Annotated in this window: 19 protein-coding genes; 8 read left to right on the top strand and 11 right to left on the bottom strand. The window is 58.4% G+C overall.

Features of this window, described 5'->3' with window-relative positions; genetic code table 11:
- Positions 1-17: 17 nt before the first annotated feature.
- Both HQ945_RS21580 and HQ945_RS21575 read right to left on the bottom strand, forming a co-directional pair.
- Positions 18-1,058, bottom strand: coding sequence for an ABC transporter substrate-binding protein (locus HQ945_RS21580; protein ID WP_027233200.1), 1,041 nt, complete (start codon positions 1,056-1,058; stop codon positions 18-20).
- Between the two features lie 111 nt (positions 1,059-1,169).
- Positions 1,170-1,718 carry a cupin domain-containing protein gene (locus HQ945_RS21575; protein ID WP_174208491.1) on the bottom strand — a complete coding sequence of 183 codons (549 nt, stop codon included), beginning with the start codon at positions 1,716-1,718 and terminating at the stop codon, positions 1,170-1,172.
- Positions 1,719-1,878: 160 nt separating this feature from the next.
- On the opposite strand from HQ945_RS21575, the gene hisD reads away from it, so the two are divergent.
- The gene (gene hisD, locus HQ945_RS21570; RefSeq protein WP_113280042.1) at positions 1,879-3,153 is read left to right on the top strand and encodes a histidinol dehydrogenase; all 1,275 of its coding nucleotides are present in this window, start codon (positions 1,879-1,881) and stop codon (positions 3,151-3,153) included.
- A gap of 135 nt (positions 3,154-3,288) precedes the next feature.
- Here the strand turns inward: hisD and HQ945_RS21565 are convergent, their stop codons facing one another.
- Positions 3,289-3,804 (bottom strand): single-stranded DNA-binding protein, encoded by a 516-nt coding sequence (locus HQ945_RS21565; protein ID WP_091922962.1) that lies wholly within the window; start codon positions 3,802-3,804, stop codon positions 3,289-3,291.
- A gap of 417 nt (positions 3,805-4,221) precedes the next feature.
- Here HQ945_RS21565 and uvrA point away from each other — a divergent pair, with 417 nt between their 5' ends.
- The 4 genes from uvrA to glnA all read left to right on the top strand — a co-directional run bounded on the left by uvrA (position 4,222) and on the right by glnA (position 10,071).
- Entirely contained in the window at positions 4,222-7,143 is a 2,922-nt protein-coding gene (gene uvrA, locus HQ945_RS21560) for an excinuclease ABC subunit UvrA (RefSeq protein WP_027233196.1), read from the top strand.
- 58 nt (positions 7,144-7,201) lie between these two features.
- Positions 7,202-8,005, top strand: coding sequence for a DUF72 domain-containing protein (locus tag HQ945_RS21555; RefSeq protein WP_113280041.1), 804 nt, complete (start codon positions 7,202-7,204; stop codon positions 8,003-8,005).
- A gap of 246 nt (positions 8,006-8,251) precedes the next feature.
- Positions 8,252-8,590 carry a P-II family nitrogen regulator gene (locus HQ945_RS21550; RefSeq protein ID WP_027233194.1) on the top strand — a complete coding sequence of 113 codons (339 nt, stop codon included), beginning with the start codon at positions 8,252-8,254 and terminating at the stop codon, positions 8,588-8,590.
- A 71-nt stretch (positions 8,591-8,661) separates the two neighbouring features.
- Entirely contained in the window at positions 8,662-10,071 is a 1,410-nt protein-coding gene (glnA, locus tag HQ945_RS21545) for a type I glutamate--ammonia ligase (RefSeq protein WP_027233193.1), read from the top strand.
- Positions 10,072-10,138: 67 nt separating this feature from the next.
- On the opposite strand, the gene HQ945_RS21540 is transcribed toward glnA, so the two are convergent.
- Both HQ945_RS21540 and HQ945_RS21535 read right to left on the bottom strand, forming a co-directional pair.
- Entirely contained in the window at positions 10,139-10,930 is a 792-nt protein-coding gene (locus tag HQ945_RS21540) for an ATP12 family chaperone protein (RefSeq protein ID WP_113280040.1), read from the bottom strand.
- 68 nt (positions 10,931-10,998) lie between these two features.
- Positions 10,999-11,985: an RluA family pseudouridine synthase gene (locus tag HQ945_RS21535; protein WP_113280039.1), complete on the bottom strand. Its 987-nt coding sequence runs from the start codon at positions 11,983-11,985 to the stop codon at positions 10,999-11,001.
- Between the two features lie 330 nt (positions 11,986-12,315).
- On the opposite strand from HQ945_RS21535, the gene HQ945_RS21530 reads away from it, so the two are divergent.
- Positions 12,316-14,091, top strand: a complete 1,776-nt coding sequence (locus HQ945_RS21530; protein WP_113280038.1) for a glucan ABC transporter ATP-binding protein/ permease — start codon at positions 12,316-12,318, stop codon at positions 14,089-14,091.
- Between the two features lie 52 nt (positions 14,092-14,143).
- Here the strand turns inward: HQ945_RS21530 and HQ945_RS21525 are convergent, their stop codons facing one another.
- Together HQ945_RS21525 and HQ945_RS21520 are read right to left on the bottom strand one after the other, a co-directional pair.
- The gene (locus HQ945_RS21525) at positions 14,144-15,457 is read right to left on the bottom strand and encodes a replication-associated recombination protein A (protein WP_113280037.1); all 1,314 of its coding nucleotides are present in this window, start codon (positions 15,455-15,457) and stop codon (positions 14,144-14,146) included.
- Positions 15,458-15,473: 16 nt separating this feature from the next.
- A complete protein-coding gene (locus HQ945_RS21520) occupies positions 15,474-16,898 on the bottom strand; it encodes a DegQ family serine endoprotease (RefSeq protein WP_027233188.1) in 1,425 nt (474 codons plus the stop codon).
- A 195-nt stretch (positions 16,899-17,093) separates the two neighbouring features.
- Between HQ945_RS21520 and HQ945_RS21515 the strand changes: the two genes are divergently transcribed.
- Positions 17,094-17,900 carry an AraC family transcriptional regulator gene (locus tag HQ945_RS21515; RefSeq protein ID WP_174208490.1) on the top strand — a complete coding sequence of 269 codons (807 nt, stop codon included), beginning with the start codon at positions 17,094-17,096 and terminating at the stop codon, positions 17,898-17,900.
- Positions 17,901-17,972: 72 nt separating this feature from the next.
- Positions 17,973-18,584: a LysE family translocator gene (locus HQ945_RS21510; protein WP_113280036.1), complete on the top strand. Its 612-nt coding sequence runs from the start codon at positions 17,973-17,975 to the stop codon at positions 18,582-18,584.
- Here the strand turns inward: HQ945_RS21510 and HQ945_RS21505 are convergent.
- The 4 genes from HQ945_RS21505 to HQ945_RS21490 form a co-directional block, all read right to left on the bottom strand.
- Positions 18,581-19,126 (bottom strand): hypothetical protein, encoded by a 546-nt coding sequence (locus HQ945_RS21505; protein WP_174208489.1) that lies wholly within the window; start codon positions 19,124-19,126, stop codon positions 18,581-18,583. The genes HQ945_RS21510 and HQ945_RS21505 overlap by 4 nt on opposite strands.
- A gap of 142 nt (positions 19,127-19,268) precedes the next feature.
- Positions 19,269-19,676, bottom strand: a complete 408-nt coding sequence (locus tag HQ945_RS22995) for a type II toxin-antitoxin system VapC family toxin (protein WP_113280035.1) — start codon at positions 19,674-19,676, stop codon at positions 19,269-19,271.
- A gap of 245 nt (positions 19,677-19,921) precedes the next feature.
- A complete protein-coding gene (gene rplQ, locus HQ945_RS21495; protein ID WP_027233184.1) occupies positions 19,922-20,350 on the bottom strand; it encodes a 50S ribosomal protein L17 in 429 nt (142 codons plus the stop codon).
- A gap of 73 nt (positions 20,351-20,423) precedes the next feature.
- The gene (locus tag HQ945_RS21490) at positions 20,424-21,437 is read right to left on the bottom strand and encodes a DNA-directed RNA polymerase subunit alpha (RefSeq protein WP_027233183.1); all 1,014 of its coding nucleotides are present in this window, start codon (positions 21,435-21,437) and stop codon (positions 20,424-20,426) included.
- Positions 21,438-21,451 lie beyond the last annotated feature (14 nt).

Here is a 21,451-nt window from a genome sequence, read left to right as displayed (position 1 = left end):
CGCCTTTGTAGTCCACATTACTGCGCTAGCCAGGCATTGAAACGTTGCGTCAGGGCTTCGGAATTGTCTGTCCAGAAGTCGACATCCAGCGTAATCGCGCCTTTCAGATTATCCGGCGAAGTAGGAAGCTCAGCTTGATATTTTTCCGGCACGAGCTTGCCGGCCTCGATGTTAGGCAGTCCATAGGCAATATACTGGGGCAACTGGGATTGGTTATCCGGCTTGCTTGCATAAGCTATGAAGTCCAAAGCCGCGTCCTTGTTGGGACTATCCTTCAGGACCACCCAACTATCGATTGCATATATGCTGCCGGGAAACACGAAACCGAAATGCTTGCCCTCGGTCCTATTCAGTCCAGTTATGCGCCCGTTATAGGCGCTTGTCATTACCACCTCGCCGGAAGAAAGGAGTTGAAGCGGCTGTGCTCCGGCTTCCCACCAGACGATATTCGGCTTGAGTTCATCGAGTTTCTTGAAAGCCCTGTCAACACCTTCCGGGGTAGCGAGAACGGTGTAGACTTGATCGGCAGCGACCCCATCCGCCATCAAGGCGAATTCGAGCGCATATTTGGCGCCCTTGCGCAGGCCACGTTTACCCGGAATTTTCTTTGTATCCCAGAAATCTGCCCATGAAGTGGGAGCCTCTTTCAGCTTGTCACCATCATAGGAGATACCCGTAGACCAAACGATCGCACCAACTCCGCAGTCGCTGACAGCAGCGGGCAAAAACTTGGATTTGCCGCCGAGCTTTTCCCAATCGATCTTTTCGTAAATGCCATCCGCGCAGCCGAGCGCCAATTCCTCAGCCTCTACCTGTACCGCATCCCAGTTCGGAACACCCGCTTTCACCTTGGCCTGGAGCACGCCGTATCCACCGTCCCAACTTTCATCCAGCACCGGCTTGCCTAACTGCTTCGCGAAGGGTTCGAAGTAGATCTTGCGCTGAGCGTCCTGATAGTTGCCGCCCCAGGACACGACCGTCAGGTCACGCGCTTCCGCTGCTGCAATTCCAACTGAAGTCAGCGCGCATGCAATCAATGCTGCGTTCAGGATTTTCATTGTCATTCCCCTTGTTTTTGTATGACAAGCTAACAAATCACAGTTTGATTTGATTGAAAGCCCGATTAAATTTGTTGGTGATTAAATTCACCGAATTGAGCTGTCATGCCATCAATATGTCGGCGGCGTTATTGCGCTCAAGATCTCGCTTTTCTCCTCACTGACATTGCGGAACCGATGCAAAAGTCGGCTATCGAAATAGTAGCCGTCACCCTTATTCAGAACCTTTTTCTGGCTGCCGACAGTCACTTCGACCGATCCGCTGATCACCATACCTGACTCCTGCGCAGCATGCGCAAAAGCCTCCCCGGTATCAGCTCCTATCGCGTAGGTCTCATGCAGCATCAAGAGTTGCCTGTTGGGATGATTGAGGCCGATGACCCGGTACGAAATTGTCTCGATTTTGCCTATCTCCACCAATTCCTCGGCTCTATAATAGGAGGTATAGGGAAGGCTCGATTGGAGATCGCTGAAAAACCCGGGCAAAGTTGTTCCAAGCGCGTCCAGGACGGCACTCAGGGTGTCGACCGACGGGCTCATCTTGTCCCTTTCGATCAAGGAAATAGTGGAGTGTGATATGCCGGATCTTGCGGCGAGTTCACGCACGCCCAAATCGCGCCTGCGCCGCATTTCCCTCAGCTTAATGCCAATCTTTGGCATGACATCCTCCTTACGCAAAGGCCTAGGGACTCTCGGGGACTACCTGACGCCTCCATCTTCTGGTGAGTATACTGAACAATACTCTGGGGGCAATTGCAGTCGACCGGCGGGTGCAGGATTGTGACGATATCCTACGGCGCAAACCAACAAGAGATTAAAAATGGACGAAAATATCATACATCTCAAGTCACCCAAGCCGCCCTTGGCATCGGACACCGACCTAATCGAGACGACGGTGAAGGATATCATTTCGAACGTGAGGGCGCGGGGAGATGAGGCCGTAAGACAGTATGCACGGACATTTGACGGGTCAGATCTTGCCACGTTCGAAGTGAGCAGGGAGGAGCGGCTGGAAGCCATTGCCAATCTCGACCCTCAGACCAGAAAAGACACAGACTTTGCCATCGAACGGGTGAAGGCGTTTGCCGAGGCGCAATTGCGCACCATCCTCCCCCTGGAATTCGATGCGCTTCCGGGACTGCATCTCGGACATCGGATCATTCCGGTGCAGGTTGTGGGCGCCTATGTGCCTGGCGGACGGTATCCGATCCTGTCTGCGCCAGTCATGACAATCGTCCCAGCAAAGGTCGCGGGCTGCGACCAAATCATCGCTTGCCTACCGCCCAATGCCCATCCGGCCATGATTGCCGGCTGCCACCTGTCAGGTGTCGACAGGATTTTCAAGGTGGGTGGCGCGCAAGCCGTTGCTGCCATGGCGTTCGGCACCGAAACCATCCCCGCGGTGGACAAGATCGTCGGACCAGGCAACGCCTATGTCAATGAGGCCAAGCGGCAGGTGTTCGGGCAAGTGGGAATCGATCAATTGGCCGGACCGAGCGAAATATTCGTGGTTGCTGACGAAACCGGGGACGCTGAGATGATAGCCACCGATCTTCTGGCGCAGGCGGAACATGATGTCAGGACCCGTGTGGGACTGATCACGACTGATCGAAGGCTGGCCGAGGCAACTTTGAAGGAGGTCGAGCGTCAGCTTGAAACGCTGCCCACGGCCGACGTTGCGGGCGTCGCCTGGCGCGATTACGGCCAGATCGCGGTCTGTGCCGATGAAAACACGATGGTCGCATACTCCGACCATATCGCGGCTGAACATCTCGAGGTTCACACCCGCGATCCCCATTCGACTGCGGCAAAGCTACGAAATTACGGCTCTCTCTTCATCGGGAAGCTCGCAAGTGTTGTGTATTCCGACAAGTGCTGCGGTACAAACCATACCCTCCCAACAATGGCCGCAGGACGCTACACTGGCGGCCTTTGGGTGGGATCCTATGTCAAAGTTTGCACGCACCAGTGGCTCGACAAGCGGGGTGTCGCTGCGGTGGCCCCGCCTGCAGTACGGCAAAGCCGGACGGAGGGCATGGAGGGCCATCGGCGGGCGGCCGCACTCAGAATTCGCCAAGGCGAGTCGGCAATCTGACCCCTCTGCGTTCGAAGATTGCTGGTCGCTGAGCATCTGGCAACCGAAACTGCTACGCAGCCGATAGCCGTCGGCATTAGGAGTACCTTCCGCTCGATAGGTGCGATTGCTTTACGAATACTCGACTGTTCCGGCCTAGAACGGGATTTCGTCGTCGAGATCGCGCGAAAAATTCCCGCCGGAACTGGAGGAACTGCTCGACGACGAGGCGTTGGAACGCCCGAAGTCGGAGCCATAATCATTGTCGGAAACCTGCCCGCGCGCCGAATTGTTGTCGAAGGACCGGCCACCGCCCTCGCCGCGCGAATCCAGCATCTGGAGTTCGCCGCGGAACTTCTGTAGCACGACCTCGGTCGAGTAGCGGTCATTACCGGTCTGGTCCTGCCATTTGCGTGTCTGCAGGGCGCCTTCGAGATAGACCTTCATGCCCTTCTTCAAATATTGCTCGGCGACCTTGGCGAGATTGTCGTTGAAGATGACGACGCTGTGCCATTCGGTCTTCTCCTTGCGCTCGCCGCTGTTCTTGTCGCGCCAGCTTTCCGAGGTGGCGATGCGCAGATTGACGACAGGATCGCCAGAACCGAGCCGCCGCACTTCCGGGTCAGCGCCAAGATTGCCTACCAGAATGACCTTGTTGACACTGCCTGCCATGATATGAACTCCATCAACCCTGTTCTAAAAATTTCGGCCATCATACAGAACGCGCATGGACGGCGGGCAATTCATTACCGCTATCCACAATATACAGCCCGCGCATTTCCCGCTTCGCCGTCCAGCTGACAGGCTCCTGCCAAATCTGTCAGGAGGTTTGGCATATGATTGTTGTGCAACCTGTCGCCAGGATGCCGCACAATGCACTTTCATCGCGAAGCGCTTTGCGCCGATCGGCAAGTCCCTTGCCCTTTGTTCTATTTTTGTTCTATCACTTGCCCAAGCAATGTCAACATGGCTATGGTGATTCCGACCGGGTTTGATCTCGTAAATCGCCAAAGACTTTCTAAATAAGGGAAAGTCTCTCGCCTGAGAGCAATCCCTCCTTCCAAACGGCGTGCCTCAAAGGCAAGACTCATGAGCGATCAGAAGTATATTTCCATTCGCGGTGCTCGCGAACACAACTTGAAGAATATTGACCTCGATCTGCCGCGCGACAAGCTGATTGTCATGACGGGGCTGTCCGGATCGGGGAAGTCGTCGCTCGCCTTCGACACGATCTATGCTGAGGGACAGCGTCGCTATGTCGAGAGCCTGTCGGCCTATGCGCGCCAATTCCTCGAAATGATGCAGAAGCCGGACGTCGACCAGATCGATGGCCTGTCGCCGGCAATCTCGATCGAGCAGAAGACCACCAGCCGCAATCCGCGTTCCACGGTCGGCACGGTTACGGAAATCTATGATTATCTGCGCCTGCTGTTTGCGCGTGTCGGTATTCCGTATTCGCCGGCAACGGGGCTTCCGATTGAAAGCCAGACGGTCAGCCAGATGGTCGATCGCGTCCTGGCGCTCGAGGAAGGCACGCGCCTTTTCATTCTCGCGCCGATCGTCCGCGGCCGTAAGGGTGAGTACCGCAAGGAGCTGGCGGACCTGCAGAAACGCGGCTTCCAGCGCGTCAAGGTGGACGGCATCTTCTACGAAATCGCCGATGTCCCTGCCCTCGACAAGAAGTACAAGCACGATATCGACGTTGTGGTCGATCGTATCGTCGTGCGCCCGGACATGTCGGCGCGTCTTGCCGACAGTCTCGAGACCTGCCTGAAACTCGCCGACGGCATCGCGATTGCGGAATTTGCCGACAAGCCGTTGCCGGCTGACGAGACGGCGAGTGAATCCGCCAACAAGTCCAAGAACGAGACCCATGAACGGCTCATGTTCTCGGAAAAATTTGCCTGCCCGGTTTCGGGATTTACCATTCCCGAGATCGAGCCACGGCTGTTCTCGTTCAACAATCCATTCGGCGCCTGCCCGACCTGCGATGGACTTGGCACGCAAAAGGCCATCGATCCGACTATGATCGTGCCTGATGAGAATGTGACCCTCAAGAACGGAGCCATCGCCCCGTGGTCGAAGTCGAGCTCGCCCTACTACAACCAGACGCTGGACGCGCTCGGCGCAGCCTATGGCTTCAAGCTTGGTGACCGTTGGAGCGATTTGAGCGAAGAGGCTCAAAAAGCCATCCTCTATGGCACCGGCAACCGCGAAGTCCAGTTCGCCTATGATGACGGTCTGCGGTCATACCGCACCACCAAGCCTTTCGAGGGCGTCATTCCAAACCTCGAGCGTCGCTGGAAGGAAACGGATTCCGCCTGGTCGCGTGAGGAAATCGAACGCTTCATGTCCGGCACCCCCTGCCCGGCCTGCAATGGCTACCGGTTGAAGCCGGAGGCACTGGCCGTCAAGATCGGCGGATTGCACATCGGCGAGGTCACCGAGAAGTCCATCCGCCATGCCGACGCCTGGTTCCGTGACATCGACAAGACGTTCAATGACAAGCAGACGGAGATTGCCGCGCGCATTCTCAAGGAGATCCGCGAGCGCCTACGCTTTCTGAACGATGTCGGCCTCGATTATCTCGCGCTGTCACGCAATTCCGGCACCTTGTCGGGCGGCGAGAGCCAGCGTATCCGGCTCGCCTCGCAAATCGGCTCCGGCCTGACGGGCGTGCTTTATGTCCTTGATGAACCGTCAATTGGCCTGCACCAGCGCGACAACGAGCAACTATTGAAGACGCTGCGTCACCTGCGGGATCTCGGCAACACGGTAATCGTCGTAGAACATGATGAAGACGCGATCCTGACGGCTGATTATGTCGTCGACATTGGACCGGCGGCTGGTATCCATGGCGGCGAAATCATCGCCCAGGGAACGCCCGCCGACATCATGGCGAGCCCAAAATCGCTGACCGGCAAATACCTTTCCGGCGCGATCGAAGTGGCCGTGCCATCAGAGCGGCGCAAGCTGAACAAGAAGCGCATCAAGGTCGTCGGCGCACGCGGCAACAATCTCAAGAATGTTTCGGCGGAAATCCCGCTCGGCACCTTTACAGCGGTGACGGGCGTGTCGGGCGGCGGCAAGTCGACCTTCCTCATCGAAACACTTTTCAAGGCTGCGTCGCGGCGCATCATGGGTTCGCGGGAGCATCCGGCGGAGCACGATCGCATCGATGGGCTCGAATATCTCGACAAGGTGATCGATATCGACCAGTCTCCCATCGGTCGCACGCCGCGCTCAAATCCGGCGACCTATACCGGTGCGTTCACGCCGATACGCGACTGGTTTGCCGGGCTTCCCGAGGCGAAAGCCCGCGGCTACCAGCCCGGCCGCTTTTCCTTTAACGTCAAGGGCGGACGCTGCGAAGCCTGCCAGGGCGATGGCGTCATCAAGATCGAAATGCACTTCCTGCCCGACGTCTATGTCACCTGCGACGTCTGTCACGGCAAGCGCTACAATCGCGAAACGCTTGAAGTATTGTTCAAGGGCAAGTCGATTGCCGACGTGCTCGATATGACGGTCGAGGAAGGCGCGGAGTTCTTCGCCGCCGTTCCGGCCGTTCGCGACAAGTTGCAAACCCTGGCCAAGGTCGGCCTCGGCTATATTCACGTCGGACAGCAAGCCAACACGCTTTCCGGCGGCGAGGCGCAACGCATCAAGCTCGCCAAGGAACTGTCGCGCAAGGCTACCGGCCGCACGCTCTACATCCTTGATGAGCCGACGACCGGCCTGCACTTCCACGACGTGGCGAAGCTCCTCGAAGTGCTGCACGAACTGGTCGACCAGGGCAACACGGTGGTGGTCATCGAGCACAACCTCGAAGTGATCAAGACTGCGGACTGGGTGATCGATCTCGGGCCGCATGGCGGCGACGGCGGCGGCGAGATCGTTGCGGTCGGACGTCCCGAGGACATTATCGAGGTCGACCGCTCCTATACCGGTCATTTCCTTAAGGAACTTCTGAACCGGCGTCCCGGCCACAAAGCGCAGGCCGCCGCCGAGTGATCAAGACCCGCCACGGCCGTGGCGGGTTTTTCGTATTGGCATAGCGGGAGGAGAATAAATGACCGACAGCGGCACCGTGCGCACCGGCATCGGCGGATGGATCTTCGAACCCTGGCGCGGCACCTTCTATCCGAAGGGCCTGTCGAAGACCAAGGAACTGGAGTATGCCGGCCAGCACCTCCAGACCATCGAGATCAACAGCACCTACTACAGCACGCAAAAGCCGGCGACTTTCGCCAAATGGGCCTCGCAGGTGCCGGATGGTTTTATCTTCTCGGTCAAGGGCCATCGCTTCGTCACCAATCGGCGGGTGCTGGCGGAAGCCGGTGAATCCATCGAATTTTTCTGTAGGTCCGGAGTGGTCGAACTTGGGGACAGGCTCGGCCCTCTCGTCTGGCAATTCGCGCCGACGAAAAAATTCAACGCCGAGGATTTCGGCGCGTTCCTCGATCTTCTGCCGGAAAAGGAAGCGGGCCACGCGCTGCGCCATGCCGTGGAAGTCCGCAACCCCTCCTTCGTCGATCCGGAATTCATTGCACTTGCCCGCAAGAAGAACGTTGCCGTGGTTTACGCCGAGCACTTCGAATATCCCGAAATCGCCGATGTGACCGCGGATTTCGTCTATGCGCGTTTGCAGAAAGGTGACGATGCGGTGGAGACCGCCTATCCAACGGAAGCGCTCGACAAATGGGCCGACCGCGCCAAGGAGTGGGCAAAGGGCAATGCACCCGAGGATCTGCCGCTTGCCGCTCCCGACGAAAAGGCGCAGAAGCGCCAACGCGACGTGTTTGTTTATTTCATCCATGAAGGCAAAGTGCGCGCTCCGCAGGCAGCCCAGGCACTCGCACAGCGAATCAAGTAGTAAGCTGGCACTTGCACCTCGGATCACCGCATAATTTTTATGCAGTATGCTTATTTTTTAATCTGCCTCCTCAGCCGGTTTTCGAGGCAGTCATACCTTGGAACAAGGCGGCGGGGACAAATGCGCCGCCCGCTACGCGGTAACGTCGATATTTGTGACTACGCCGCCGAATTGGCATAGTTCCTGCTTTTGTTGAGGCAAGCGGGCAAGAGGCTCGTTTTGTGTACATAGGGAGATTATTCTCTGATGAAAAAAATCGAAGCCATCATCAAACCATTCAAGCTGGATGAGGTGAAAGAGGCACTGCAGGAAGTGGGGCTTCAAGGCATTACCGTTACCGAAGCAAAGGGCTTCGGCCGCCAGAAGGGCCATACGGAACTCTATCGCGGCGCCGAGTACGTCGTCGATTTCCTGCCGAAAGTGAAGGTCGAGATCGTACTTGGCGACGATTCCGTCGAGGCCGCCATCGAGGCGATCCGCAAGGCCGCGCAAACCGGCCGCATCGGCGATGGCAAGATATTCGTCTCCAACATCGAGGAAGTCGTGCGTATCCGGACAGGCGAGTCCGGCATCGACGCAATCTAAAGCTAACTCTCCCATCTGCTGGCACGTTCGGGCCGGCAAACCCAATCATCGTCACCGAGTGAGGAAAAAACATGACCACCGCCAAAGACATCCTGAAACAGATCAAGGACAACGATGTGAAGTTCCTTGACCTTCGTTTCACCGACCCCAAGGGCAAGCTGCAGCACGTGACGATGGATATTGCAGAAGTCGATGAAGACATGTTCGCCGATGGCGTCATGTTCGACGGTTCCTCGATTGCCGGCTGGAAGGCCATCAATGAGTCCGACATGGTACTGATGCCCGACACTGACACGGTTCACATGGACCCGTTCTTCGCCCAGTCGACAATGGTCATCCTGTGCGACATCCTCGACCCGATTTCCGGCGAAGCCTATAATCGCGACCCGCGCGGCACCGCCAAGAAGGCCGAAGCCTACATGAAGGCACAGGGCGTCGGCGATACGATTTTCGTCGGCCCGGAAGCCGAATTCTTCGTCTTTGACGACGTCAAGTACAAGGCCGATCCCTACAACACAGGGTTCAAGCTCGACTCGACCGAACTGCCGTCCAACGACGACACCGACTACGAGACCGGCAATCTCGGCCACCGCCCGCGCATCAAGGGCGGCTATTTCCCGGTCCCGCCGATCGATTCCTGTCAGGACATGCGCTCGGAAATGCTGACTGTCCTCACCGAAATGGGCGTGCGCGTTGAAAAGCACCACCACGAAGTGGCGGCTGCCCAGCACGAGCTCGGCGTCAAGTTCGATGCGCTGACCCGTAACGCCGACAAGATGCTGATCTATAAGTATGTCGTGCATCAGGTTGCCAATGCCTACGGCAAGACCGCGACCTTCATGCCGAAGCCGGTTTTCGGCGACAACGGCTCGGGCATGCACGTCCACATGTCGATCTGGAGGGACGGCAAGCCGACATTCGCCGGCAATGAATATGCCGGTCTTTCCGAGAACTGCCTGTTCTTCATCGGCGGCATCATCAAGCATGCCAAGGCAATCAACGCTTTCACCAACCCGTCGACCAACTCGTACAAGCGCCTGGTACCGGGCTACGAAGCGCCGGTTCTGCTGGCCTACTCCGCCCGCAACCGTTCGGCTTCCTGCCGCATCCCCTTCGGCTCATCGCCGAAGTCGAAGCGCGTGGAAATCCGTTTCCCCGATCCTTCGGCCAATCCTTACCTCGCTTTCAGCGCGATGCTGATGGCTGGTCTCGACGGCATCAAGAACAAGATCCATCCCGGCCAGCCGATGGACAAGGATCTCTATGACTTGCCGGCCAAGGAACTGAAGAAGATCCCGACTGTTTGCGGCAGCCTGCGCGAGGCCCTGCAGAGCCTCGACAAGGATCGCGGCTTCCTCAAGGCCGGCGGCGTCTTCGACGACGATCAGATCGATTCTTTCATCGAACTGAAGATGGCCGAGGTCATGCGCTTTGAAATGACCCCGCATCCGGTCGAGTACGACATGTACTACTCGGTGTAAGCACCTCATATGACAATGAAAAACCCCGGCTTTCGCCGGGGTTTTTTATTGCCCTGTCTTGGACCAATCAGCTTCCGACAGCTTCCAGCATTTGGACGGCCGCCATCATTTCCCGCTCGCGGATCGCCCGGCGCTCGCTCGCTTCCGCGTCCTCGCCCCAATGCTGGATCGTCCAGTCCTCGTCAACATGGGCAAGTTTCCAGGCTTCGGCACCTGAGATTTCGCCCTTGGCGACGGCGAGCGCGAGAATGGCAGAGCCAGTCAGCGTCGTGATCGTGTGGAGGGCGGCGATAGCGAAGGGATCGCTGAACTGCCCGAGATGTACGCTGAACGCGGCCAGAGCCTCGCGCGGCTGTTCGATATGCATGACACCTTCCGCGAGCATAAAGCGCGCGCCGAGGCTGGCCCCGGCCCAATCCACCAGCGGATCCCAGAGTTCGGTCTGACGCGCCACCAGCCGCTCGGGCGAGCCGGCGCGATAGCACAGCATATCCGACGCAGCAAAGCGCAGCACATCCTCCAGCACCGCCTGCGGATCGTGCACGATACCATCGATCGCCGTGTTGGCGATGCGCGTTGCCGGCATCCGCGCTGGATCTATTTCCTTTTCCTGCGCCGCAAACTCGTCTGCTACCAATTGCGCAGCGGCCTGCGTCGGCAGTGCCAGGTCTTGGCGCGCCGGCGTCTTGACCCTGCGGCCGTCGAGTTCGACGACGAACCTGCCGTCGCGTTCAGCGACCTGCGCTTCCTTATAGAACCGCTTCGGCAACGGCAGTTTCGACTGTATCTGGGCGCGCCGAACCGGATCTGGGTCGGAGAGTCCCTCTCTCGCATCGAGGTTGAAGAGGTCGTTGCGCATATCGTTACCTATTGATGTTCAATTCGTTGCCGCGGATATAGGCGCGAGTGAATGCTCGGGCAAGCCACTCACATCTCTTCGTCCGCATCAGCCTCGTCAAAGCCGAGCAGGTTCCAGGATTGCACCATGTGCGGCGGCAAGGGCGCTGTGACGTCGATCGTCCCGCCTGATGGATTGGGAACACGGATGCGCCTCGCATGAAGATGCAGGCGATTCTGAATCCCGCCCGGGAACGACCAGTTCGTATCCGCCTCGAAATACTTCGGATCCCCGATGATAGGGCAGCCGATATGGGCGGCGTGAACGCGCAACTGGTGCGTTCGTCCCGTATATGGCTCCATCTCGAGCCAGGTCAGCACCTGTCCCGCCGATTCAATGACGCGGTAGTAGGAAACGGCATGGTCGGAATCCGGCTCGCCATGCTTGGCGATACGCATTCGGTCGCCATCGGCTGTCGCCTCCTTCACCAGCCAGGTGGTGATCTTGTCCTCGCGCTTGCGCGGCACGCCCTTCACCAATGCCCAATAGGTCTTCTTGGTGTCGCGCTCGCGGAACGCCGCGGTGAGTGCCTGCGCAGCGCCGCGGGTCCTTGCAACGACGAGAACACCGGAGGTATCCCGATCCAGGCGATGCACGAGACGCGGCTTTTCGCCCTTCTTGTTGCGCCAGGCTTCGAGCATGTCGTCCACATGGCGATTGACGCCGGAGCCACCCTGTACCGCGAGCCCGGCTGGTTTGTTGAACACGAATACCTTGGGGTCTTCGTATAGCAACATTTGCGACAGGACGTCGCCATCCTCACGGCCGCGTATGCTCTTGCCGGTGAGATTGCCCTCGGCCTTTGAATCGACTGGCAGCGGCGGAATTCGCACGCTCTGACCCGCCTGCAGGCGGGTGTCCGACTTTGCCCGCGACCCGTCGACCCTGATCTGCCCCGACCGTAGCAATTTCTGCAAATGGCCGAAGCCGAGCCCCGGATAATGCACCTTGAACCATCGGTCGAGGCGCATCTCCGCCTCACCTGTATCGACTGTTTTTTGTTCTACAACTGCCATAAACCTGACCTTTCAGGCATGCGCATAACACTATGCGGCAACTCTTGCGAGCCATAATGCTAGGCCCGTGCGATTACCCGCCGAACAGCGGGCCACACGCTTCCTAAACCACAAGTATAATTTCGTTCATATTACATTCAGGCGCACTTCTTTATTTTGCAAACTCAAATGGTTGAATCTTCACGGGACGTTACGCGACGTAGAAAATTGTTCCTGCCTGGAGCTTGAAACTACGAAGACTTTCGAGTGTTGAATATTGCGGTGCACAAGAGTCTGATGCAGAGTCAAATCTGCGCGCGAGTAGCGTCCCCAAGCAAGCGGAGTGGCAAAGTGTCATTGTTAGGTATCTATTGGAAATCGCTCCAATATCTTGGCGAAGAGAAAGGCGCGACAGTATTCATCTGTGTCGTCAACATCGCCTTGGCCTTAACCATGCTGATCGAGCCTGTTCTTGTGGGCCGCGTCATCTATGCAATCTCTATGAAAGCGGACGTTTTGTTTCCGCTGACGCAGCTTGCTGCCGTCGGCCTGTTCCACATCGGCGCAAACGTACTGGTGTCCCGTGAGGCAGATCGCCTGGCGCATCGGCGCAAGCTTGCTGTGCTGACCGAATCCTATAACCGCGTCATCAGCATGCCGCTGTCCTGGCATCACCAGCGCGGCACGTCCAATTCCATGCACACGCTGTTGCGCGCCATCGAGACGCTGTTTGGTCTGTGGCTCGAATTCATGCGCACGCACCTTGCTACGATGGTCGCCCTGGTTGGCCTCATACCTCTGGCTTTGGCCCAGGATTGGCGTCTTGCTTCGGTTCTCGCCGTGCTCGGCGTTGTCTATGTCATCGTCAGCCGCGTTGTCACCGCCAAGACTAAGGATGGTCAGGCGCAGGTCGAGCGTCATCATATCAAGGCGTTCAGCCACGTGACCGACTCGATGGGCAATATTTCCGTGTTGCAGAGCTATAACCGCATAGACGAGGAGACCCGTGCGCTCCAGACCTATGCGAAGCAACTCCTCGACTCGCAGTATCCGGTCCTCAACTGGTGGGCCCTTGCCAGCGGCATCAACCGCATGGCCGCTACCATTTCGATGATCGTCGTCTTGTTTCTCGGCTCCTACTTCGTCGCCCACAGCGAGATGAATGTCGGCCAGGTCGTTGCCTTTACCGGCTTCGCCGCCCTCCTCATCGGCCGCCTCGATCAGCTGAGCGCCTTCGTCAACCAGATCTTTGCGGCACGCGCCAAGCTCGAAGACTTCTTCGAGATGGAAGCTTCGGCAGCATATGAAGTCGAGTCCAAGTCGGCGCACGACATCGACAATGTTAAGGGCGATGTGGAGTTCGAGGACGTTTCCTTCGCCTTCGCCAATTCGACACAGGGCCTGAAGCACGTCTCGTTCAAGGCCAAGGCTGGCCAGACAGTTGCCATCGTCGGCCCGACCGGTGCCGGCAAGACGACCCTGATCAACCTCCTGCAGCGAGTCTACGATCCGAAGGAAGGCCGCATTCTTGTCGACAATATCGATACGAGGACGATCAGCCGTCGCTCGCTGCGCAATGCCATCGCGACGGTGTTCCAGGATGCCGGCATGTTCAATCGCTCGATCGAGGACAATATCCGCGTCGGCCGGCCGAAGGCGAGCGACGAAGACGTTCTGGCCGCAGCGGAAGCAGCCGATGCTAGCGATTTCATCCTCTCCAAGTCGGCGGGTTACGGCACCGTCGTCGGCGAACGCGGTTCACAGCTTTCCGGTGGTGAGCGCCAGCGTGTCGCTATCGCCCGCGCCATCCTCAAGGATGCGCCGATACTTGTCCTTGACGAGGCGACAAGTGCGCTCGACGTCGAGACCGAGGCCCGCGTCAAGGTTGCAGTCGACAAGCTCTGCCAGAACCGCACCACCTTCATCATCGCTCACCGTCTTTCGACGGTCCGTGATGCCGACTTGGTGCTCTTCATGGATCAGGGTGAAGTCGTCGAGAAGGGCAGCTTCGACGAGCTTGCACGCCAGAATGGCCGCTTTACCTCGCTGCTCAAGGCCGGTGGCCTGAAGCTCGACGACGATACCGCAAATGTCACGCCCTTCCCGCGCAAGCCGGAAGCCGCTTGAAAAGACTGACATGAAATGATCAAGGGCCGCTGAAGAGCGGCCCTTTTTGTATTCACTCCTCGCCGCGTTCCTTGCGCAGCTTGTTCCAATAATCGATGCGCTTGCGCAACTCCCGTTCGAACCCGCGCTCCGGCGGGTCGTAAAAGGTCTGGCGGCCAAGGGCTTCGGGGAAATAGTTCTGGCCTGAAAAGGCGTCGGGCTGATCGTGGTCATAGGCATAGCCTTTGCCGTAGCCCTCGCCCTCCATCAGTTTCGTCGGCGCGTTGAGGATATGCTTGGGCGGCACGAGGGAGCCATGTTGCTTTGCCGCCTGCATCGCCGCCTTGTAGGCGGTGTAGACGGCGTTGGATTTCGGCGCGGTCGCCAGATAGACACAGGCCTCGGCCAGTGCCAGTTCGCCCTCGGGTGAGCCGAGATAGTCATAAGCGTCCTTGGCTGCATTGCAGATCGCAAGAGCCTGCGGGTCTGCAAGCCCGATATCCTCGCTCGCCATCCGTACCAGCCGGCGGCCGATATAGAGCGGATCTTCCCCTGCATCGAACATACGGCAAAGATAATACAGCGCGGCATCCGGATCGGAGCCCCGCACCGATTTGTGCAGCGCGGAGATCAGATTATAGTGGCCATCCTGCCCCTTGTCATAGACGGGCGCACGACGCTGCACGATCTTCTGGACCCGTTCCGCATCAAAGGTTTCGCCGTCGCGCGCCGCCCGCCACACTTCCTCGGCAAGCGTGAGAATTGCTCGGCCATCGCCATCGGCCATACGCACCAGGCTGGCGCGCGCTTCCTCGGTCAGCGGAAGCTCGCGGCCCTCATGAATCTCCGCCCGCTGCATCAGGGCGCTAAGGCTTGCCTCATCATGCGGGTGAAATACCAGTACGCGGGCACGCGACAGGAGAGCGGCGTTAAGCTCGAACGACGGATTCTCGGTGGTCGCGCCAACCAGCACGATTGTCCCGTCCTCCATGACAGGCAGAAAGGAATCCTGTTGTGCGCGGTTGAAACGATGAATTTCGTCGACGAAGAGCAGCGTGCGCCGTCCCGACATCTTACGCGCACGTGCCGCGTCGAAGACTTTCTTCAGGTCGGCGACGCCCGAGAATATCGCCGAAATCTGCTCGAACGCCAGATCGGTTTCATTGGCGAGGAGCCGCGCCACCGTCGTCTTGCCCGTACCCGGTGGCCCCCAGAATATCATCGAGCCGAGCGAACCGGATTCGATCATGCGCGTCAACGCGCCCTCCGGCCCGGTAAGATGTTCCTGACCGGTTACTTCCTGCAATGTTTTCGGCCGCAAGCGATCCGCAAGCGGCCGGCTTTTGTCCAATGCCGGATCCTCGCCGACTGAAAAGAGATCCGCCATGTTTCCTTTTTCCGTATCAGCGAATGACCTGGCGGATTATGGCACCGCCGCGCTCGAAATCGAAGCGCCAAAGCGTCGGCTTCGCTGACATCGCCTTGCTGAGGTCCGAGACACTCGCAATCTCCGCGCCGTTGACGCCGCGAACAATATCGCCGGGTTGCAAGCCGATGCGCGCCGCCGGCGTGTTAGGAAACACCTTGTCGATTGCTACACCCTCCGTATCCGATGGAAGGTCGAGGCGCGACGCGCTGCTCGGCGAGAGTTTGATCACATGCGCGCCGGATAGGGGATTGCGCCCCTGGATAAGCATCTGGTTGTCGGCAGAATCCGGCCGCGGCTTTTCAAGCGCGACGGTGACGGTCTTTTCCTTGGCGCGGCTGAGCACGTCAAACTTCACACTCTTGCCGATACCCGCCGTCGTCAGGCGATAACCGAGACCGTCCGGATTTTCGATGCGCACGCCATCGACGGAGAGCACGACATCACCGACCAGCAGTCCGCCCTTTTCGGCCGGGCTATCCTTGGTCACCGCAGTAACAAGCGCGCCATAGGGCTGCTTCATGCCAAGGCTCTCGGCGACATCCGGCGTCACGTTCTGGAAGGCAGCGCCGATATAGGGCCGCTCGAACGTATCCGCCCCGCCCTTGGCAGTCTCAACAACGGCACGTACCATATTGGAAGGAATAGCAAATCCGATACCGATCGAACCACCTGAGCGTGAGAAGATCGCGGTGTTGATGCCGATAAGCTTGCCGCTCATGTCGATGAGGGCACCCCCGGAATTACCGGGATTGATCGCGGCGTCGGTCTGGATAAAGAAGTCGAAATCGGAAATGCCGACGCGCGTACGAGCCTGCGCCGAGACGATGCCGCTGGTTACCGTCTGGCCGACACCGAACGGATTGCCGATCGCAAGAACGAGGTCACCAACCTCCACCTTGTCGGAATCGGCCAGTTGAAGCGATGGCAATGCTTCGCCCGCTTCAATCTTGAGGATCGCGAGATCCGTCGATTCATCCTTCAGCAGCACCTTGGAGTCGAATTCGCGGCCGTCCGACAGCGCAACCTTCACTGTATCCGCATCGCGGATCACATGGTTATTGGTCACGATGATGCCCGAAGCATCGGCAATGACGCCAGACCCCAGCGCGGACTGGACGCGTGGGGGCCCGTTGAACTGACCGCCGAAAAACTGCTCGAAAAATGGATCGCCTGCGAAAGGCGAGCGGCTTTGAACGGCGTGGGCGGCATAAACATTCACCACGGCGCCCGCCGTCTGCTTGACCAATGGCGCGAAGGAAAGCTGCATGTCACTTCGCGTCGCTGGCAGCTGCCTGGTCGTGTCTGCCGCCGTCTGCGCGAAAACGGGCGCTACAGCGCCGGAAAGCAGTGCTGTGCAGAGAATGAGGGTCCGCGCCGAGGCGGCAACCTTGGAACTCATGGCGATCTCCTGAAGTGATGAATCAGTCAAACTCTCGACCAATGTGGCGCTTTTAGAGCCGAATACCAGCGAAGAAACAAAGCAAATTTGAGACGCAAGCGTGCGCTTGCCCCGCGCAAATTGCCGCTTCTGCAGATCGGCGATTTGGCGTAGAACAAATGCGGGCGTGGTACCGGCGCTCAATGCGAGACGAGCATGGCCAAGGGCGAGTTCCATATCTACCCCAGTCATATTGCCGGGGTTGAAGCTGTAGCTGCTTCCACGGCCCATGCCTTTCCGCGTCACTTTCACGAGCAATACGGTTTTGGTCTCATCGAGCAAGGCGCACAGAAATCCGCGAGCGGCCGCGGCATGGTGGAAGCTGGGGCCGGCAACATGATCACGGTCAATCCTGGTGAGATCCATGACGGGATGCCGATCGGCGATGCCGGGCGCAGCTGGCGCATGCTCTATTTTGATCCGGCCGTCATTGCCGAAGCCACAAGCGGGCTCGACGAGGGTGTGGATGGCGATTTTGAGTTCACGCTTCCGGTGATCGATGATGCGCGATTTGCTGTGCCGTTCGTCAGCCTGTTCAAAGCCCTTACTGCGACCGGCGACCGGACCAGCAAGCTGCTATGCGACGAACTGCTCTTGCACATTCTCGAGAGCATGAATCATGAGCGCAGAAGGGGCCGGGACGGCTTCCCTGCCCCGGTCCTGCGCGCCATGGCGAAGATCGATGACGATCCTGCGGGACATATCAGCCTTGCCGATCTCGCCGACATCTGTGGCATCAGCCGCTTTCAGGTGTTGCGCGGGTTCGTAAAGGCCACGGGTCTTTCCCCGCACGCCTATTTGATGCAACGCCGGCTCGACCTCGCGCGGCACCTTATTGCTCAGCGCACCAGCCTTGCGGGCGCCGCAGCGGCCAGCGGCTTCGCTGACCAGAGCCACATGACCCGCCTCTTTGTTCGCAAATTCGGGGTCTCTCCGGGTGCCTACGCGGCGTCCTACGCCTGACCTTGCAATCTCGTTCAAGACGCCACGTTCGGCTTGCTCCAGTTTCAGCCGAGACACAAAAGGAGCACACAAGTGGGTCTCGAATTCCTCATTACATCATTCATCATCGTCGTTTCGCCGGGCACGGGCGTGGTCTATACGCTGGCAACCGGCCTTTCCCGCGGCGTCTGGGCGAGTGTCGCTGCGGCATTCGGCTGCACGATCGGCATTGTACCGCATATGGCGGCCGCAATCGGCGGATTGGCGGCCATCCTGCACACCAGCGCTCTGGCGTTTCACACGTTCAAGTATCTGGGTGTCGCCTATCTTCTCTATATGGCGTGGAACGCACTGCGCGAGAACGGCTCGCTCAAGATCGATGCCGATAGCGGTCAGAGTTCGATGGCGGGAATTACGCTGAAGGCGATCCTGATCAACATCCTCAACCCGAAACTGTCGTTCTTCTTCCTTGCCTTCCTCCCGCAATTCGTCAGCGCGAACGAGCCGCATCCGCTGCTGCGCATGCTTTGGCTGAGCAGCGTTTTCATGCTGATGACGTTCGTCGTCTTCGTGCTCTATGGACTATTCGCGGCATCGGTACGCAATCAGGTCATCGCCAGGCCACGCATATTGACCTGGCTGCGCCGGAGTTTTGCCGGCGCATTCGTCGTGCTGGGGATGAAGCTTGCGCTGGCCGACCGTTAGCGGGCGCTCAGCACCTTCTGGCATCCGGGCGAAAGCCGCGCCATGTTCTCGCGCAGACAGGCAATTCCCCGACCACCACCGAGCGCCACCGATCGACAGAATGCACGAAAGTCGGGTCCGCATTCCTGCCGGGCGATCGCCATTTCCTCGCGCGGCGTAAAGGCCTTGGCAGCGGGCGCTGCCGCAGCAGGCGCGGTCGCAGCGGGCGCGGGTGTCGTCGCTCCTGCCGCGGGAGCACTTGATCCGCCGATCGCCGCAACCGCACTCTTGCAGGCAGATGAAAGCGATGAACTATGCTGTTGCAGACATGAGAGGGCGGCCTGCCCTCCAGGCTGCACGCCCGAACATTCCGCCATGAAATCGTTGCGGCAGTTGGACTTGATGGCATTTTGCTGGGCCGCTGTCGGCTGCTGCGCATATGCGGTTCCGACAAGAAACGTCAGAAACAGCATACCAGCCGCCACGAACGCACCCAATGCAGCCCCGCTGCGTTGCAAATGTTTGATTGTTCCTTGAAATGCTGCTTCCCGGTCGTCGTTCATCGAACCCTCCCTCGGAATAGACCGAGCGCAGATTGCCGGTCGGGGTCCATCAACACAAGTACGTAAAAGGGTTACCCGGAGCCGGGCACACGAACGCAAAAGAGCCTTGCACGAGGATGCGCTGCGGTCGTTCCTACAATGATCAGTCGGGTGGGTTGAGGAGGTCCTCTATTGACGCCACCGGTATGATGGCCTGTGCTGTTTGCGCAAGATCACGGTCGAGCGTGATGAAGGCATCGGCCTGAAGCCTGGTCAAGGCGAGATATTCTGCCTGATAAGTGTCAGGCCAATCCAGTTGCTGGGCAATGTCCCAAGCAACGCGCTGAAGGACCCGATCACCGAGCAAACGGAGCTTCAGCGACCGAAGATAGTCAAGTTTTGCATTGGCGCCCTTGCGATCGATATCCCCACGTCTAACGGCTTCATAAAGCAGCGCCAGAACTTGCGACCTTAAAAGCGTTGGCGCGAGCAGCTTATGTTTCGCAGGGATTGCCGCGTCGATCTCCGCAAGATGCAAGGCAACGTCAGGGCCAATTACAAAGCGTGCCATAACCAAGGAACTCCCTGATCGGGATCATATCGCGCCCGACTTCTGCAACGTGTGGAATGGTTTCCGACGATGCAGGTTTGACAACGAACCGGACCTTGTAAAGGGCTTTTCGACAGGCGCCCGGCAGTAGCGTCGCCAATCTTCGTACTCCATCGCGGCGGTCGCGGTGCCTTCACCCGCCAGCACCTTTAACGCGAAAAGGGGGCACGAGGCCCCCAAATCAACTGCTAGGTATCAAGCGGTGCTTACGCTGCTTCGGCTTCGTTGGCCTGCTCGGCAGCAACGCGAGCCAGGTCCTTGGAGCCCTTGGCGCTGGTGTCGCGATCGACGAATTCGACAACTGCGAGCGGTGCATTGTCACCGGTGCGGAAGCCTGCCTTCATGATGCGGATGTAACCACCATTGCGCTGGCCATAGCGCGGTGCAAGCGTATCGAACAGCTTGGCAACGAGCTTGGCATCGCGGATAGCCGAGATGGCCTGACGACGAGCGTGCAGGTCACCGCGCTTGCCGAGCGTGACAAGCTTTTCAACGATGGGACGAATTTCCTTGGCCTTGGGCAGCGTTGTCACGATCTGCTCATGCTCGATCAACGATGCGGCCATATTGGCAAACATCGCCTTGCGGTGGCTGGCAGTCCGGTTAAGCTTGCGGCCTGAATTACCGTGGCGCATGAGCCTTCTCCTTAGTTTCTTTGTTCGGGCTCACTGCCCGGGCTTTAGACTGTCGGGCGATCTGCCCGGGTTCTTAATACTGGTCTTCGTAGCGCTTCGCGAGATCTTCGATGTTTTCCGGCGGCCACGACGGTACTTCCATGCCAAGATGGAGACCCATGGAAGCCAGAACTTCCTTGATTTCGTTCAGCGACTTGCGGCCGAAGTTCGGGGTGCGCAGCATTTCTGCTTCTGTCTTCTGAATGAGATCGCCAATGTAGACGATGTTATCATTCTTGAGGCAGTTTGCCGAACGGACCGAAAGCTCGAGTTCATCGACCTTCTTGAGAAGGGCCGGATTGAACGCCAGTTCGGTAACCTGTTCCTGCTGAACTTCCTTCTGCGGCTCATCGAAGTTGACGAAGATCGCAAGCTGGTCCTGCAGAATGCGCGCTGCATAGGCAACCGCATCTTCACCGGAGATCGAGCCATCGGTTTCGATCGAAAGGATCAGCTTGTCATAGTCGAGAACCTGACCTTCACGGGTGTTCTCGATCTTGTACGAAACCTTGCGTACCGGCGAATAGAGGCTGTCGACCGGGATGAGCCCGATCGGCGCGTCTTCAGCACGGTTACGGTCGGCAGGCACGTAACCCTTGCCGGTGTTGACGGTGAATTCCATGCGGATTTCAGCGCCTTCGTCGAGCGTGCAGATGACGTGTTCCGGGTTGAGGATCTCGATGTCGCCAACGGTCTGGATGTCACCAGCCGTAACGACGCCCGGGCCTTCCTTGCGCACGACCATGCGCTTCGGACCATCGCTCTCCATGTGGATTGCGATTTCCTTGATGTTGAGGACGATATCCGTGACATCCTCGCGAACGCCCGGAATCGACGAGAATTCATGCAGAACGCCGTCAATCTGCACCGCCGTCACGGCAGCGCCGCGCAGCGAGGACAAAAGCACGCGGCGCAGGGCATTGCCGAGCGTCAGGCCATAACCACGCTCGAGCGGTTCGGCGACGACCGTTGCCTTGGTCTTCGAGCCGGAGGTCTGAAACTCGACCTTGTTCGGCTTGATAAGTTCTTGCCAGTTCTTCTGGATCATTTAGCTTTTCCCTA

Source organism: Phyllobacterium pellucidum (assembly GCF_013327855.1).
GTDB lineage: Bacteria > Pseudomonadota > Alphaproteobacteria > Rhizobiales > Rhizobiaceae > Phyllobacterium > Phyllobacterium pellucidum.
The sequence above is the reverse complement of the archived record's forward strand: the minus strand, read 5'-3'. Positions and strand labels throughout refer to the sequence as shown.